This is a genomic window from Paenibacillus sp. AGC31, assembly GCF_057334655.1.
On record NZ_JBHFJH010000046.1, the window covers coordinates 76,144 to 90,719 of the forward strand.

The following is a 14,576-nucleotide window of genomic DNA, read 5'->3' on the forward strand; positions in this document are numbered from 1 at the left end:
GAGTAATATGGATCAATCGTGCAAAAAGTATACATTGCCCTGAATAATCATGTCCTACAAAAGCATTTTGAAGAATATGCTGTTACAGTATGGGAAGGAGGACAATCTTATTTATATACTGTTAGGTTATGTAATCCTGGGGCTATCACTTTCAGCCCCTATTGGACCCATCAATGCTGCGCAATTGGACAAGGGTATTCGAGGTGGGTTCATGCCTGCCTGGTTTGTTGGACTAGGAGCCATCGCTGCTGATATCATCTACATGCTGCTGGTGTATTTCGGCATCGTACATCTGCTTGAACTTCCGTTTGTAAGGGTATTCCTCTGGATGTTTGGTTGTTTTGTATTGATCTATACGGGTGTGGAAAGTATTAAAAATGCAGGAACCCTTGCCCCTTCTCAAATGAGAGGAGATGATTCGGAGCTTGTCAAGTCATTTACTCAAGGATTCCTGATGTCTCTGTTTAACCCTCTTTCCATCATGTTCTGGCTAGGCATTTATGGCTCTGTTCTAGCCAAGGCTGTAAATGACTCCCCTATGGACCAATTGTTGATATATAGTGGAGCTATCATCTTTGGCGTACTTCTGTGGGATCTATTCATGGCGACTACCGTAAGTTTTTTTCGCAAATACCTCACTTCTACTGTGCTTAAAGGAATTGCTCTCATTTCCGGACTTTCTTTAGTCGGTTTTGGCTGTTACTTCGGATATAAAGCCATTCAATTTCTCTTCTTTATTTGAGTTTGTTTTTTTTGCGTAACCGAATACCCGTGATGTGATAACTGCTTATAACCGTAGAATGCTGCTCATTTTCTTCACTTTCGTCTTTCTCGGCGTTTGATGATGTTTGGGACGCAGGTTTCTTCTTGCGAATCCGTTGTACAATAACGTCACTAATGGCAATGAGAGAGACAAGCAATAAGCTAATATAGAAACCTGGTCTGCTGAGTGCATGAAAAAGCGTTCCTGTGACTGCAGTAGCGATTAACAATAAGCCGATCCATCGTTTGATCACATCAAACTTGCCTGATTTCAACAGTTTACCGGAGGATAACAAAATAAACGACCAGTTGTACAGAAGCATCAGTCCAGCTGCAGTCGTGATGTATTCATATACTTTGCCTGGGAGTAAAAGAGACATGATGATCGTACCAACTAACCCACAACCAATGAGGGACAAGGCAAATAACGGATACTTCGTTTTCCACTTTCGAGAAAATAACTGCGGGGCGTCTCCCTCCTGAGCGAGGGTAATAATCATAGACGTCACCGCATAGAGCGAAGCTGTCATCGTTGAAAATCCGGCTACAATGAGCACCCCGTTGAACAAATGTGGGACAAAAGCAAGGTGATCGCTACTGAGTGCCAGTACAAATGGACTCTCTTTGGGATTGAATGCATTTAAAGGAACCATAATTAACGCGAGTCCAATGGATACAACATATACGGTGGATAGCGCAATGAGCATGACTTTTCCTGCCTTTGGGGCATCCTCCGGTTTTTGAAGCCGATATGACATAATGCCAAGAACTTCAATACCTCCATAAGCATAGAACGCAAAAAGAAACGCAGACCACAATCCGATGCCACCCTTTGGAAAAATAGCTGCCATATCCAGCGGTACTTTGTGTTCATACTTGGTTCCCCCAATCCACCCTGCGAGAAGGGCGATGGCAAGCACCAAGAACATGATGATGGCTGCAATTTTAATGATAGCCAGTACATTTTCAACCCGGTCAAATCCCTTGTTACCGAAGAATACAATACAAAGACCTACAATTCCGAATCCTGCAGCAAAGATCCAGAGCGGAACAGACGGAAACCAGAACCTGGAGAAAATGGACAATGCGGTTAGCTGACTCCCCATAATGAGCAACTCCGAAAACCAATAGAACCATCCGCTAGCAAAGCCTGCCCAACTTCCAAAGGCTTTCTTGGCATATGAGCGAAAAGATCCTTGTTCCGGATGGTCCGCTGTCATTCTCGCGAGCGCATCAAAAACTACATATGTACCCAAGGCCGCCAAGATATAGGCCAGCAGCACAGCTGGACCACCAATCGAGATCGCAAGGCTGGAACCCAGAAAATACCCTGTACCAATTGTTCCTGCCACACCTAGCAGACTTAATTGCCACCATTTCAGTTTCTTTTCTTCTGTAGCGTTAGTCGATGCTTTACTCATGTTGTCATTCCTTTTCTGTATCATTTTAGGTCACTAAAGGTAGCCTTCCCAATCCACAGCGAATCATGTTCATAAATTAATCCTTATTTCAGACAAACTGGATATATTGAATAATTCTTGAGGCCTCATTAAATAATACACGAGTACATCAAAACACATAGGAGGTTTTACACATGAATCAGTTCTCTCAATCGCAGCAAATTACGCAGTTGGCTCAACAACTTACACAACAAACACAGCAGGCTTCGATGCAATATCAACAACTACTTAGACAAGAACAAAGCAACGCTCAACAACTTGAGCAATTGGCACAACGCGAGCAACAAGCTGCACATATGATCCAGACCGCACTGCAAGGACATCAAACCGCCATCCAGCAATTACAACAAATCTCCAATCTTGCACAACAACTTGCACACTCATCTTCACAGCACGTATCTTATCTTGAGCAGCCATACAACACTCCCAATATCTCAACTAATGGTCAATCCTTTGGTTCGTATTCGAATCAAAACCGCCCGCAATAACATTTTCATGTAACACATAAAGGAACCCAGCTTTGGGTTCCTTTTTTATTCGTTGCAAAAAAAGAGAGCACAAGTGTCTCTTTTTTCGTCATTACCTTGAGTTTCATACCCGTCCTATACTATAGAGTGCTTGTTCATACTTGATGTTCATTCTTTATGCATTGAGATCATGTATCCCTGGGCTATGCTCATTTGGAAGTTCAGGCATATAAGGAAGTGGATATCCTTGTGGGGGATCGATTACCTGCAGTTCCCCACCATTACGACTTGGCGTTTGACCACTGAAAATCTCAGCGATGCGTGTATTGTCTAAACGGAAATTAAACTGCGCATTGTGGAAGCCCATATCTACATATTTCCGGCATTCGGGATATTTATTAATGTCATAGTTGGGAATCGGGAATATTTTGCCCCAATTCACACCCAGGGTCTCCAGTGCTTTGGCAAATGCATTTTGATGCGCATTATCACGAACAATCAGGAAACCCAGCGTTTCACGGAATGCTTTGTTGGTACTCATTTCATATATTCTTGATTTTTGCAACACACCCGTAGACTCCAACACAATATTATCAAGTAAGTTGCTTACCAGATTCCCATGATCGTACACATAGTTTCCAAGCCATGGATTACCTGCAGCATCAACAGGCAATGAGCTCTGAGCCCCCATGATGTAATGATGCGGGTTGGCATGTTTAATCGCTTCATCCAATGGAGCACCGTCGACCCCTGCATCTCCCGCGCCCTCTGCACCGGCTCCCGTTAATAACTGATTAATGGTTTGTTGCACCAGTTCAATATGGCTTAATTCCTCAAGAAATACACCACGGATCAGATCTCTAAACTGCGTGGCGTTGCCCCGAAAATTACTGCTTTGAAAGAAAAATTGCATCATCGTCCGCATTTCACCGAATTGACCGCCAAGCGTCTCTTGCAATACTTTTGCTGCCGCGGGATCAGGCTTGTCTGGTACGATCATATTGATCAGGTCTTCACGATAAAAAAACATGGTTTTCCTCCATTCTGAATTAACTTACTATTCTAGTTTCTGTTCCCTTCCTAATTTTATGTAAACCAGCCGTTAACAATCTCTGGTATTGGCTCCAACCTCATAAAACAAATAGAAGTGCATGAACTAGAATAATGCATTCTGTTAATGAAAAGGGAAACAGAATATATTCTGTTTCCCTTTATCTATTTTGAATACATATTCTTATGGCATAAACGGTGGCATATCAGCTGAACTTCCTTTTCTTAGAACCTCAGGTGGGGTATCAAAAATATACGGCGGAGCTGGCGGAAGTTTAGGCGCAGGTGCCAAAGGCTGAGGATGCTGAACATATTGGAAAGTACCTTGCCCATCCATACTTGGACCGTGAGCCCACCGTCCGGTTGCGCTCTCATCACCACGAGAGAAGTTAAAGAGAACATACGCCACATCTCTCTTCTCAAGTTCTTTCGGGAACGTACTGGGCACAACAATTCCTTCTTTTTCTTCAAGTTCTCTTATCGCTGCAATCCACTGATTCTGATGCATGGTATCCCGAGCAAGCAACCACGATAACATGTCTTTCACACCGCGGTCATTGGTCATTTCATATAACCTGGCAACCTGAAGTCTGCCTTGAGATTCTGCTGCTAGATTATGTCTGAAATCAGCTAATAAATTACCACTTGCTATTGTGTACTTTGCATTCCAGGGATATCCATTACTATCGGTTGGGGCTGCTCCTAGTCCGCTTACAATCGCGTGTTGTGGATTGCTCCCACCGAGTATCGCATTAATAACTGGGTCTTTGGCGGCTTCTTCCAGTGTGGCTAATGGAGCATTGTCCAGCAAGCGAGCGATCATCGTAGCCAGCATCTCAACATGAGCGAGTTCTTCGGTTCCCGTATCCATAAGAAGGTCCTTATATTTCCCATCTCCACGGACATTCCAGCCTTGAAATAAATACTGCATGGCTACGGTAATTTCGCCAAATTGTCCTCCCAGTACTTCTTGTAGTTTTCTTGCAAATACGGGGTCGGGTCGATCCGGCTTGGCATGATACTGCAATTCCTTGATATTAAAAAACAACATATCACCTCATCCGTTTAAGATAAGTGATATGTATGTTTATTACATCGATCACTTGCATGTCTCCATAACAAAAATAAGTTGGACTGTCACCATTTTTCCCTTGGGTTATATCCTATAGGTAAAAGGAGGACTATTCATGTCGTTGTTGTTTTCATCTTCTGAGATTGAGAATGAGGAGATTCCTCTCGAAACCTGGAAAAGAGATGCTTACCGTTTATTCTCTTCGAAAATGAGTGACCGGGAGGTTCGATTTCCCTGTATTCCGGCTACACAGGCTTTTGCCCTGGGGCACCTCCGATACGGCTTTGTTTCTAATTTCGGAGACGAGTCTGCAGAACGTAATGTATCAGACATACTCAAGGAATATGGAGAATGCTCTCGTTCAATCGGAGAATATTCTTCATTGATTTTATTTTTTGATAAGGAAAAACAAGTCCGGGATGTATTGGCCTATGAAACAGCCTTCTGGGATTTATTAAGCCAGATTAGACACTTGGATAACAAACCTTGGCCAAAAGATATTCCAGAAGACCCAGAGCATCCCATGTGGGAGTTTTGTTACAATGACGAACGGTATTTTGTCTATTGCGGGACGCCAGCCCATGTATCACGACAAAGTCGCCACTTTCCTTATTTCATGTTAGCTCTAACACCGCGCTGGGTACTCGATATATGGAACGCACAACCTCAGAAAGCTGCAGCGATTGCTCCAAAAATCCGCGCACGCTTGGCTGCCTACGATACCATACCGGCTCATCCCGAATTAAAGCAATACGGATCACAAGGCAACCTGGAGTATAAACAATATTTTTTGCGAGATGACGATACCGCTCCTTCCAAATGCCCGTTTCTTCGATCCCTTCAGCAGGACAACGTAAAGGAATAGCTTAAATCGATTCTAAAAATACTCTCCTCCGAATAAACTCTATACCACCCATTTATAGGAGGAGAGCCCTGTGCTCCATACTCGCTACAACTACATAAGCAGCTGGACAAGCCCTATCGAAATAAGAATTCATTACAGACGGAAAGGAAATGACAATGGAAATCTATATTAAGTTCGTCCTGATTGGTCTCGCTATTGCCATGCCAGTGGGAGCAATTACTGTAGAGATGACCAAGCAGGGATTGAGAAATGGGTTTATCCATGGCTGGGCCGTCGGTCTTGGAGGCATGACAATTGATGCTGGTTTGATCCTGGCCATGTACTTCGGGTTTGCTTCCGTCTTATCTCTTCCTTATGTACAAATTCCACTATGGCTTGCGGGAGCGGGATTTCTTGCCTTTCTGGGATACGATTCGATCCGGAACTCCGATCTGGATATGGCAACATCAGATAATACAAAAGGAAAAATCAAAAAATCGTTTTGGAGGACATACCGCAATGGCTTATTGGTAGCGGTTTCCCCTGGTAATCTTATTTTTTGGATATCTGTTTTTGGTGTTGTATTGTCCGATTCATACCAATCTACCGGTAAGCTGAGTTTTATCATTGCAGGATTTGGCGTACTATGTGGAATTCTCATTCATGACCTGGGTCTGCTCTCCATTGTATCTGTGACACGAAAAGTAATGAGCAAAAAAATGATACAAGCAGTCTCTGCCATGGCTGGAGTGCTTTTGCTGGGTTTCTCGTTCTACTTTTTATATAAATTTATATTGGCTCTGTGGCTTCTATTTCAGTAGTTATTTCGAGAAATTAAGGTTGTTCCTTCTGAAAAAGGGGCAACCTTTTCTTTGGATTCCTTTTCCATACGCTGCTGCAGGTACTTTTCTGGAATATCTAATTTTTTAATCAGAAATCATTTGACTTTCACAGTGAAGGATGGCAGTTCATTTAGTCGTGGGGCGTGCTGAATCGTATCTAAAAGGTAGGTAGTAACAGCGGTGTGCGTTCTTTTCTATTGTGAATTTTTCATATGTTGAAATATTATATTAGTGGCGAATTAGCTTTTAGAGCCAACATAGTTATCGTTTATCGTTGTCTCAAAAATAAAGTAGTATGCTTAAGATGGTTTGGGACATTTTACGAAATAGTTAGATTATTTAGTTGTTGTGAATTTTTCATATGTTGAAAATATAAGGTTTATGACAAAAAGAAAGCTGCCTATAGGCAGCTTCGCAAAATTAAAATCCATTTGGCAAATGCAAAGAATCAGGTCCGGCCAGTCCATTCTGCTCCGGCGATTTCTTTCCATCGTGCTCTAATCTCATCATACAGTTCCTGCGGAAGTGGCCCTTTAGCCACAAGATCAGCATTTTGCTGCCAGCGATTGGGCTTGGCTGTTCCTACAATAGCTGTGTCTACACCTTCGGTACTTAGTGTAAAACGCAGTGCAGTTTCCACCGCAGCCTGGGCATCTTCACCCAGAAAACCATAGTTGAGTTCGCTTAAGCGCTTCCAGTATATAAAGGGATACGCCTCTTCCGAAAGTGTTTCATACGTCCAGGCTGCATTAGCAATAGGTCTTTTGGTGATTACACCCATGTTTCTTTTTCTAGCCTCAGGCAACGTAAGTTCAATCGCTTCCTGATCTGCGATATTTAATGAAGTCTCCAGACTGTCAAATACCCCGGTTTGAATCGCATATAACGCGTCTGTTGTATCCCCACTATATCCGATAAATCTGGTTTTTCCTGCTTCCTTGGCACGTTGCAGTACTTCGATTACTGCTCCTTGTCGGAGTACTTCTTCAGAGCAGCTATGCAAATGGATAACATCCACATAGTCCGTTTTCAACCGTTTCAGGCTACGGTCAATCGTTTGCTCCAGTACTTTGGCATCCCAATCCGGACCTTCGATCCCGGCAGCATGTCCACATTTGGTGAACAAATAGTAGTCATCACGCCGATGTAACAGCACCTCACCGATTAATTCCTCGCTGTCCCCGTAACATTCAGCCGTGTCAATTACGTTTAATCCTTCATCGAGGGCACTATTCAGCAATGTCGCTACATCCGTTTTGGATACATCTTTGCCTATTTCCGCTCCGCCAAATCCAAGTGTACTTACGTTCATGCCAGTATTACCATACTTGCGCGTTTCCATGGTTATCTTCCTCCAAGTTCAGTGAATTGGGTACAGATAAATAGAAATGGTTAACTATCCCTATGTTATTACCCATGAGTTGGTTATGCCACCCACTTTTCTAGGCTGCACCCCAACTTCATTTATTTAGAAGCCATAAATGGACATTCCACCATCAACCAATAACGTCTGACCCGTTATGTACCCTGCTGCATCTGATGCCAGGAATACAACTGGTCCTACCACTTCTTCCAGTTCTCCCACTCGCTGTAGCGGTGTGCGGCTTACAATTTCCTGCAAATACTGAGGATCATCCAGCAGCTTTTCAGTCAAAGGTGTTCGGAAATACCATGGCCCTACTGAATTGACACGGATTCCATACTTGCCCCATTCCAGTGCGAGCACTTTGGTCATATGGATTAACGCAGCTTTGGTCGCGCCATATACAACCCCTGTCCGTAAAGCCGTATGCCCACCTACCGAAGAGATGTTAATGATCTTCCCAGGCCCACGTTCTTTCATATGCTGACCAGCCAATTGCGAAGCGAAGAAAGCCGATTTTAAGTTTGTCTGCATGATGGTCTCCCACTGCTCGTCCGTTACTTCAAGTGCTGGCGTCCGTATGTTCATACCTGCGTTATTCACCAGAATATCTAGGCTGCCCATCTCCGAGATCGCCTCTTGAAACGTCTCTTCCATTTGTTCTCTTGATGTCACATCCGCAGACAGAGCGAGCGCTTTACGCCCTGTCTGTTCATAGATGTAGGCGGCTGTCTCCTCAATTTCTTTCATCGTTCGGGATACAAGTACAACGTCACTGCCTGATTGGGCAAGTCCAATCGCAATTGCTTTTCCGATCCCTCTCCCTGCACCTGTCACCAGTGCTGTCTGTCCATCAAGATGGAATGTGGGTACGTTCATGTTGCTCACTCCTTCATCAGATTTATAAGTTGAACTAAAAATTATTTACACTGACACTACGATGACAGAATAACCTTCCATCAATGCTTATATGTAATTAAAACCCTGACGCGAATCAGGTTACAAAATACTGGCTTGGATTGCCCAGCTCCGGATGGAACTTCTCCCGAAAGCGTCCTCCCGTATATTCCCCTATAATTTTTCGCCAGAACGCCTGGGCAATGACATTGTTCCGAACCTGGGTTACTTTCCATCTGCCAGGAAAACGTTTAAACAATTCATATGCTGCCCGAGTGCCCACTCCACTGCGCCGATATTTTTGCATCACAAAAAACTCAGTCAAATAGTAGTCATTATCCTTGCTTCCAGGCTCCAATTTCTCCACCAGAGCAAACCCTGCAGGTGCCCCATCACTTGTAATCAAAAAAGGAAACTTGCGGTCCTCCTCTGTCCAGAATGCCTCCAGACCGGGATACTCCGGAAAAATGCCGTTACTGTCTACGTCAATATTCAGATATTTGGTAAAATCATATAGATAAAATTGCATTAAATGCCGAATCACCTGACTGCGTTCCCGGGGAACCAGTTCTATTTTCATATTCATCCGGTTCACCTCCTCTGCTCTACCTATATTGATTACTTTAAAGGTTTACGTGCCGAAGGGCAAGGAAGCATACCCTACTTATTGCCTGCTTTGGTGAACAAGCTGTGAGCATGTAAATTATGGTACACTAGAACATAGAATACTATTAAATTGAATATTAATTTTATCATGTTTTTCACATGGAGGTGTCGAACTTGACCAACGTGCAAAAAGAGATTGATCGACGCAAGCTGGATGACAAACTACCTTCCATGCCTTGGTTCGTTCAGCAATTCATGGACTATAAACTGCCTGACCTGTCCCCCTCTACCCTGCTCGAATATCTGAGAGATTACGAAGCTTTCTTCGGATGGTTGCGAGCAGAAGGGCTCTCCGAGGCAAGCTCTAATAAAGAAGTTACGTTGACTGAACTGGAAGTCCTACGCATGGATTCGGTTACCGCCTATCGGTTATTTCTCACAACCAAACGGGAAGGAACCAATTCGAGAGTTACCGTCTCTCGCAAACTCTCTTCCCTTCGCTCCCTTTTTCATTATCTGAGCCAGATTGCGGAAGATGAAGACTTTTATCCGTTGCTGAAGCGGAACATTATGGCCAAAATCGAGATCAAACGTACCCATAAACCCAAGGACACCGCTGCCAAACTCAAAGGTAAAATCCTGGAGGAAGAGGAACTGCTGGAATTTATCGGTTATATCCTTGAAGGTTACGCTGTTGATATGGAGAAGAACAAGCAGGCAATCTATTCCCATGAGCTCAATAAAGAACGGGACGCTTGCATTGCCAGCCTGATTCTCAATTCAGGTTTACGGGTGTCGGAAGTTGTGAACCTGAACGTCGATGACCTCGATCTGAACAACAAACTCCTGTATGTTTATCGCAAAGGTAATAATGATGAGACGTACAAAACACCCGTTTATTTCAGGGAACAGGCCAAGGACGAACTCGCGACCTATATGAATCTGCGGCAATCACGTTACCGTACGCCCAAGCGGGAAAAAGGTCTGTTCATTGCCATGCGAAACGGAGATTCAGAAGGAAGTCGAATGACCAAAAGAGCGATCCAGGCCATGATTATGAAATACGCCAAGCGCTTTGGCAAACCATACCTGACTGTGCACAAATTACGCCATTCATTCGCAACAGACTATTATTTGCAAAATGATATTTACAAAACAAAAGAGCAGCTCGGCCACGCTTCTACGGAAACGACCGAGATCTATGCTCACCTTACCGACAAAACGATGTCCGAAGCTATCGAACGCCGTACTGACGACGGGATGTAACATCCCGAACAACATAAAAGCAGCAAGCCGTATCAAGGATTTCGATCCGAGAAAGGTCTGCTGCTTGTTTTGTTTTTTGCATCATTCAAAGAGAAGAGCATAAGCAGAAATGATTTTAGTTTACATAATAAAAATTACGTTTATTCAAAGACGATCAATCACGCTCACTGTACATTCAATCATGTATAGAGACCATTATGTCCCGTGTCTTAACATTTCTACGATTCGACTTCACCATTCTGCCTATACTCGCTCTCAACCATCGCCAACAACGCTTCGGCTATACCCTCCGTTTCATGAACCGAGTACCATGTTATATCTCTGTTTACGGTGCTCCGCTCTATAAACTGCTCTGAAGGTAGCCATGAGATCATACCCACTACCCCTTCAAGCTGGTTAACCAAGGTCAGATCTTTCTCTTCTCGAACCATCACAAATTTGGGATAAGAAGCATCCTTGAATCCTTCAACAACAATCCAATCATAACCCGACAGATAGCTCAGCATATCCTCCAGCTTGGTTGCCTGTCGCTCCAAAATCGCAGTACGTTTCTCCGACATAACAACCACCGCCGAGGCCCCAGCCTCCCCAAATTGATACGAATCCGTTCCTTCTTGATCCATCTCAAAATGGTCATGTCCATCATGCTTAATTGCTGCTACTTTAAGTCCTATTGAAGAAAAGTGCCCGATCAGCGCGGCTGTCAGGGTTGTCTTGCCCGTGTTTTTGTATCCAACAACCTGTATGATATGTGGTTTTGTATCACTCATTGTAGTCATCCACCAACTACCTCACATGGCCTGAGGGCAGTTTGATAATACGTACCTGCTCACCCGCAGGAATACCTTTTTTCTCAGGGGGAACAACAATCAAGCAATCACTGTCCTTAATGGTAATCATCACACTGGATTCATCTACACGGGCAGCAGCCGGTATCGCGTACACCATGCCGTTGCGAATCTCTGTGCGTCCTCGCACGAACCGTGTAAAATTATTAACTTTGGTGTATTCCTCTTTCAAGATTGCAGTCCATTCTTCCAAATAAGGATGAGCATCCGCTTGCATGGAACGAATGGTTGGACGAACAAACAGACCAAAACCTACAAAACAAGCCCCTGGGTTACCCGAAAGTGCAAAAAGCAATTTATCTTTATATACAGCAGCTGTGGTCACACTGCCTGGTCGCATCGTCACTTTGTTAAACAACATCTCCACATGTTCTTCCAGCACAAGTTCACCCATAATATCATAATCCCCGACAGACACTCCGCCTGTGGTCACCACGATATCATTATCTTGAATGGCTTCTTCCAGTTTGGCCCTTGCCGTATTCACATCGTCTGCAATAGAACCGTACATCACAGGTTCTCCACCTGCCTCAACAACCAGAGAGCGAAGCATGTAACTGTTGCTATTCCGAATCCGACCTGGTTGTAATGGTTCATCTACATCAAGCAATTCCGTGCCGGTTGCGAATATCGCCACCTTTGGACGTTGAAATACGGGAACTTCTGCTATGCCAAAAGTAGCTAACACGGACTGCTCCCCTGCCCCGATGATCGTTCCTGCTTCGAGCAGTTGCTGTCCCTCTTGGACTTCCAGTCCGATTGGGGTGATGTTAGCACCTGACAATATGTGCCGTTTCAATGCAATCCACTGTTCTCCGTCTTCTACCTTGCTCTCGGTCATCTCCATCATGACTACCGCATCCGCACCTTCCGGGACCTGTGCACCCGTCATGATGCGAGCAGTTGTACCTGAAACAATGGTGTGATCCGAGGTGTAGCCGCAAGGAATTTCATCAATTACACGAAACCAGATTTGTTGCTCACTTGATGCATCTGTAGTATCTGTACTTATAATGGCAAAGCCATCCATGCCCGATCTCCGGAAGAATGGATACGGATGAGGAGCCTGAATTGTCTCTGCAAGTGTGCGGCCATGAGCAGATTCAAGGTGGACTTTCTCAATGGAGCCTTCAGTAACTCTTGCAGCTATTTTGGCTTGGGCATCCGGTACCTGTACAGCTGTACGATTGAATTTGGCAGTTGTCATATCATGTGAATGTGAGTTCATTTTCAAAAGTATTCTTACCTCCTAGAGACATATCATCTTTTAGAAAGTGTAGCCCGAATGCTGTAAGATAACAAGTACATCACTTATTGAATCCTGTGACAAAATCTTATTTCTTACAGGTGTAACATCCTTGACCAATATTCAACATGAAAGGCATCTTGTCTGCTCATAATATAAGTGACAAAGGGAGGCGATAATCATGAGTAATCGATGTGAATTATGCGGAAGAGAACCTGTGAACACAACCGTTCATCATCTGACACCCAAAGAAATGGGCGGAACATTACTGCCAACAGCCAACCTGTGCATTCCCTGTCACAAACAGATTCATTCGCTTTACACCAATCGCGACATTGTAACCCTTGGTCTCACGAACCTGCAATCCTTGAGACAGGATGAACGAATGATTCCATTTATCCGCTGGATTCGTAAACAGCCTGCTTCAACGATTCCCCGTGTACGCAAATCCAATCATGTTCGCCAATCGTAAACCAAAAAGAACAGCTCCAAGGTCATATGCCGGCGAGGTGATTCGCCTTCCCTTTTCACTGTTCTTAAATGAACTATGCGATTGGCAGCCATCCTTATGATTAGATGTTTATTATCTTCGCCTCTTAATTCGGCCGCCGCCCACTCTGGTTTTTGGTTTTTTGTAGGATTTCTTAGGTGAATCAAACAACCCACCACTGCTCTTGTTACGATCAATGGTCCCCTTGCTCTGATCCCTGTTGCGGTTGAATAATCCTCCGCCAGATCCCACGCTTGAATCTTTATCGCTTCCACGCCTTGTAATCGTACCTTTCCGATCAACAGTAATAGGTGGGGCAAGCTTCTTGTCATTACTTGTTGGTGCACGATAAGATCCTGCACTCGGTTTATACGTATCTTTATTGGTATATCCTCGATAGTTGCCATAACCTCGCCCGCCAAAAGAATCGAACAGATTACCGATTAACGTAGCGGTCAGATAACCTTGTAAAAAAGATGAATCGTAGTTCTGCCGAACATATTCCTTGGAGTCCACCTCAACCAAGGTATCCTCCTGCTTGTTCGGGTCTTGTTGCAGGTGATAATACTCGTCCTGATACACGAGGAACATACGCTCTGTGTTCTCTGCCGAGATCTGATCCGGTTGCCTTTGGTCAGACAATTCCTGGGCCACTTCCGGAACGGTACGGTCAGAAGCCCGGTACACATAGGACGTTGAGTTACCACTGCCGTTAACCGATTCAAGCGGGTATGTGTCCTGAACAGAAGGTGCTCCGCACGCGGACAACAGAGACATCACAAGGCTAAGGACCAGCATTAATTTTAATCCATGTGCCAAGCGTTTTTTCATTGGGAACCTCTCCTAGCTCGAACGAATCACTTTGATATCCGCAGGAAGAATGGACTCACCCTCATACAGTGTAAATCTTCTGTCTTGCCACTCCACCCGAAGAAGCATATTATCATCCGACTGATACTGCCATACCAATTGTTCTCCAGCCTGGCCATATGGAGTTCTACCTGCCGTTGATACCATGCCTCCATACTCTTCCTCCAGATGAAATGCGCGTCCATCCAGGTCCAGTAATGTGGGCACCTCATCAGGTGCATCAAGCCTGCCATCAATTGGTGTATATAGAGCGTAACGTGTGAGTTCACGTTCTTCGATATGCAAATATCGAAATGCGGTACCATCCTGCAGCGTGAGCACAACTGCATTTCGAGCACGATTTTGTACCCGACCAACGACTTCATAAGTGACCAGAGAAACCTCACAGATATCACCAGGTGCAAGCTGAAGCATCGTTTTCTCTGCCTGCGGTGGTTCAGGTTTCGTTAGTATTCCTTTAATTCGTTTCCATACACTCATGAGAATTACTCCT

Annotated in this window: 16 protein-coding genes; 6 read left to right on the plus strand and 10 right to left on the minus strand. The window is 44.3% G+C overall.

Annotation, left to right across the window (positions count from 1 at the left end; translation table 11 throughout):
• Positions 1–76 precede the first annotated feature (76 nt).
• Complete coding sequence (locus ACE04G_RS27530) at positions 77–742, plus strand: LysE family transporter (protein WP_272907476.1); 666 nt, start codon at positions 77–79, stop codon at positions 740–742.
• Here the strand turns inward: ACE04G_RS27530 and ACE04G_RS27535 are convergent.
• Positions 735–2,183, minus strand: coding sequence for an amino acid permease (locus ACE04G_RS27535; RefSeq protein WP_449005479.1), 1,449 nt, complete (start codon positions 2,181–2,183; stop codon positions 735–737). The two genes, ACE04G_RS27530 and ACE04G_RS27535, sit on opposite strands and share 8 nt — an antisense overlap.
• A gap of 173 nt (positions 2,184–2,356) precedes the next feature.
• On the opposite strand from ACE04G_RS27535, the gene ACE04G_RS27540 reads away from it, so the two are divergent.
• On the plus strand, positions 2,357–2,710 hold the full coding sequence (locus ACE04G_RS27540) for an AMP-dependent synthetase and ligase (protein ID WP_145321997.1): 354 nt from the start codon (positions 2,357–2,359) through the stop codon (positions 2,708–2,710).
• A gap of 154 nt (positions 2,711–2,864) precedes the next feature.
• Here ACE04G_RS27540 and ACE04G_RS27545 read toward each other — a convergent pair whose 3' ends face one another.
• Both ACE04G_RS27545 and ACE04G_RS27550 read right to left on the minus strand, forming a co-directional pair.
• Positions 2,865–3,719 (minus strand): manganese catalase family protein, encoded by an 855-nt coding sequence (locus tag ACE04G_RS27545; RefSeq protein ID WP_336758586.1) that lies wholly within the window; start codon positions 3,717–3,719, stop codon positions 2,865–2,867.
• Between the two features lie 204 nt (positions 3,720–3,923).
• On the minus strand, positions 3,924–4,787 hold the full coding sequence (locus ACE04G_RS27550) for a manganese catalase (RefSeq protein ID WP_339185411.1): 864 nt from the start codon (positions 4,785–4,787) through the stop codon (positions 3,924–3,926).
• A 139-nt stretch (positions 4,788–4,926) separates the two neighbouring features.
• Between ACE04G_RS27550 and ACE04G_RS27555 the strand changes: the two genes are divergently transcribed.
• Positions 4,927–5,676, plus strand: a complete 750-nt coding sequence (locus tag ACE04G_RS27555; protein ID WP_339177071.1) for a YqcI/YcgG family protein — start codon at positions 4,927–4,929, stop codon at positions 5,674–5,676.
• 155 nt (positions 5,677–5,831) lie between these two features.
• Positions 5,832–6,476, plus strand: coding sequence for a LysE family translocator (locus tag ACE04G_RS27560; RefSeq protein ID WP_221821602.1), 645 nt, complete (start codon positions 5,832–5,834; stop codon positions 6,474–6,476).
• Between the two features lie 469 nt (positions 6,477–6,945).
• On the opposite strand, the gene ACE04G_RS27565 is transcribed toward ACE04G_RS27560, so the two are convergent.
• From ACE04G_RS27565 to ACE04G_RS27575, 3 genes are all read right to left on the minus strand, one after another.
• Complete coding sequence (locus tag ACE04G_RS27565) at positions 6,946–7,839, minus strand: aldo/keto reductase (protein WP_449005480.1); 894 nt, start codon at positions 7,837–7,839, stop codon at positions 6,946–6,948.
• Positions 7,840–7,965: 126 nt separating this feature from the next.
• Positions 7,966–8,739, minus strand: coding sequence for an SDR family NAD(P)-dependent oxidoreductase (locus ACE04G_RS27570; protein WP_449005481.1), 774 nt, complete (start codon positions 8,737–8,739; stop codon positions 7,966–7,968).
• A gap of 115 nt (positions 8,740–8,854) precedes the next feature.
• Positions 8,855–9,343, minus strand: a complete 489-nt coding sequence (locus tag ACE04G_RS27575) for a GNAT family N-acetyltransferase (RefSeq protein ID WP_076210139.1) — start codon at positions 9,341–9,343, stop codon at positions 8,855–8,857.
• Positions 9,344–9,522: 179 nt separating this feature from the next.
• Here ACE04G_RS27575 and xerS point away from each other — a divergent pair, with 179 nt between their 5' ends.
• Positions 9,523–10,629, plus strand: coding sequence for a tyrosine recombinase XerS (gene xerS, locus ACE04G_RS27580; protein ID WP_339177077.1), 1,107 nt, complete (start codon positions 9,523–9,525; stop codon positions 10,627–10,629).
• A gap of 218 nt (positions 10,630–10,847) precedes the next feature.
• Here the strand turns inward: xerS and mobB are convergent, their stop codons facing one another.
• Both mobB and ACE04G_RS27590 read right to left on the minus strand, forming a co-directional pair.
• Positions 10,848–11,399 carry a molybdopterin-guanine dinucleotide biosynthesis protein B gene (gene mobB, locus ACE04G_RS27585; RefSeq protein WP_449005482.1) on the minus strand — a complete coding sequence of 184 codons (552 nt, stop codon included), beginning with the start codon at positions 11,397–11,399 and terminating at the stop codon, positions 10,848–10,850.
• 16 nt (positions 11,400–11,415) lie between these two features.
• Positions 11,416–12,705: a molybdopterin molybdotransferase MoeA gene (locus tag ACE04G_RS27590; protein WP_486095253.1), complete on the minus strand. Its 1,290-nt coding sequence runs from the start codon at positions 12,703–12,705 to the stop codon at positions 11,416–11,418.
• 199 nt (positions 12,706–12,904) lie between these two features.
• On the opposite strand from ACE04G_RS27590, the gene ACE04G_RS27595 reads away from it, so the two are divergent.
• Complete coding sequence (locus ACE04G_RS27595; protein WP_221821607.1) at positions 12,905–13,195, plus strand: HNH endonuclease; 291 nt, start codon at positions 12,905–12,907, stop codon at positions 13,193–13,195.
• Positions 13,196–13,306: 111 nt separating this feature from the next.
• Here ACE04G_RS27595 and ACE04G_RS27600 read toward each other — a convergent pair whose 3' ends face one another.
• Entirely contained in the window at positions 13,307–14,044 is a 738-nt protein-coding gene (locus tag ACE04G_RS27600; protein WP_449005484.1) for a DUF4247 domain-containing protein, read from the minus strand.
• Positions 14,045–14,056: 12 nt separating this feature from the next.
• Entirely contained in the window at positions 14,057–14,563 is a 507-nt protein-coding gene (locus tag ACE04G_RS27605; protein WP_076210134.1) for a DUF4178 domain-containing protein, read from the minus strand.
• Positions 14,564–14,576 lie beyond the last annotated feature (13 nt).

What these genes read in the sequence shown, in the direction of transcription:
- ACE04G_RS27530 (WP_272907476.1), top strand. Translation starts at nt 77, where the DNA reads ATGCTGTTACAGTATGGGAAGGAGGACAATCTTATTTATATACTGTTA.
- ACE04G_RS27535 (WP_449005479.1), bottom strand. Translation starts at nt 2,183, where the DNA reads ATGAGTAAAGCATCGACTAACGCTACAGAAGAAAAGAAACTGAAATGG.
- ACE04G_RS27540 (WP_145321997.1), top strand. Translation starts at nt 2,357, where the DNA reads ATGAATCAGTTCTCTCAATCGCAGCAAATTACGCAGTTGGCTCAACAA.
- ACE04G_RS27545 (WP_336758586.1), bottom strand. Translation starts at nt 3,719, where the DNA reads ATGTTTTTTTATCGTGAAGACCTGATCAATATGATCGTACCAGACAAG.
- ACE04G_RS27555 (WP_339177071.1), top strand. Translation starts at nt 4,927, where the DNA reads ATGTCGTTGTTGTTTTCATCTTCTGAGATTGAGAATGAGGAGATTCCT.
- ACE04G_RS27560 (WP_221821602.1), top strand. Translation starts at nt 5,832, where the DNA reads ATGGAAATCTATATTAAGTTCGTCCTGATTGGTCTCGCTATTGCCATG.
- ACE04G_RS27565 (WP_449005480.1), bottom strand. Translation starts at nt 7,839, where the DNA reads ATGGAAACGCGCAAGTATGGTAATACTGGCATGAACGTAAGTACACTT.
- ACE04G_RS27570 (WP_449005481.1), bottom strand. Translation starts at nt 8,739, where the DNA reads ATGAACGTACCCACATTCCATCTTGATGGACAGACAGCACTGGTGACA.
- ACE04G_RS27575 (WP_076210139.1), bottom strand. Translation starts at nt 9,343, where the DNA reads ATGAATATGAAAATAGAACTGGTTCCCCGGGAACGCAGTCAGGTGATT.
- xerS (WP_339177077.1), top strand. Translation starts at nt 9,523, where the DNA reads ATGGAGGTGTCGAACTTGACCAACGTGCAAAAAGAGATTGATCGACGC.
- mobB (WP_449005482.1), bottom strand. Translation starts at nt 11,399, where the DNA reads ATGAGTGATACAAAACCACATATCATACAGGTTGTTGGATACAAAAAC.
- ACE04G_RS27590 (WP_486095253.1), bottom strand. Translation starts at nt 12,705, where the DNA reads ATGAACTCACATTCACATGATATGACAACTGCCAAATTCAATCGTACA.
- ACE04G_RS27595 (WP_221821607.1), top strand. Translation starts at nt 12,905, where the DNA reads ATGAGTAATCGATGTGAATTATGCGGAAGAGAACCTGTGAACACAACC.
- ACE04G_RS27600 (WP_449005484.1), bottom strand. Translation starts at nt 14,044, where the DNA reads ATGAAAAAACGCTTGGCACATGGATTAAAATTAATGCTGGTCCTTAGC.
- ACE04G_RS27605 (WP_076210134.1), bottom strand. Translation starts at nt 14,563, where the DNA reads ATGAGTGTATGGAAACGAATTAAAGGAATACTAACGAAACCTGAACCA.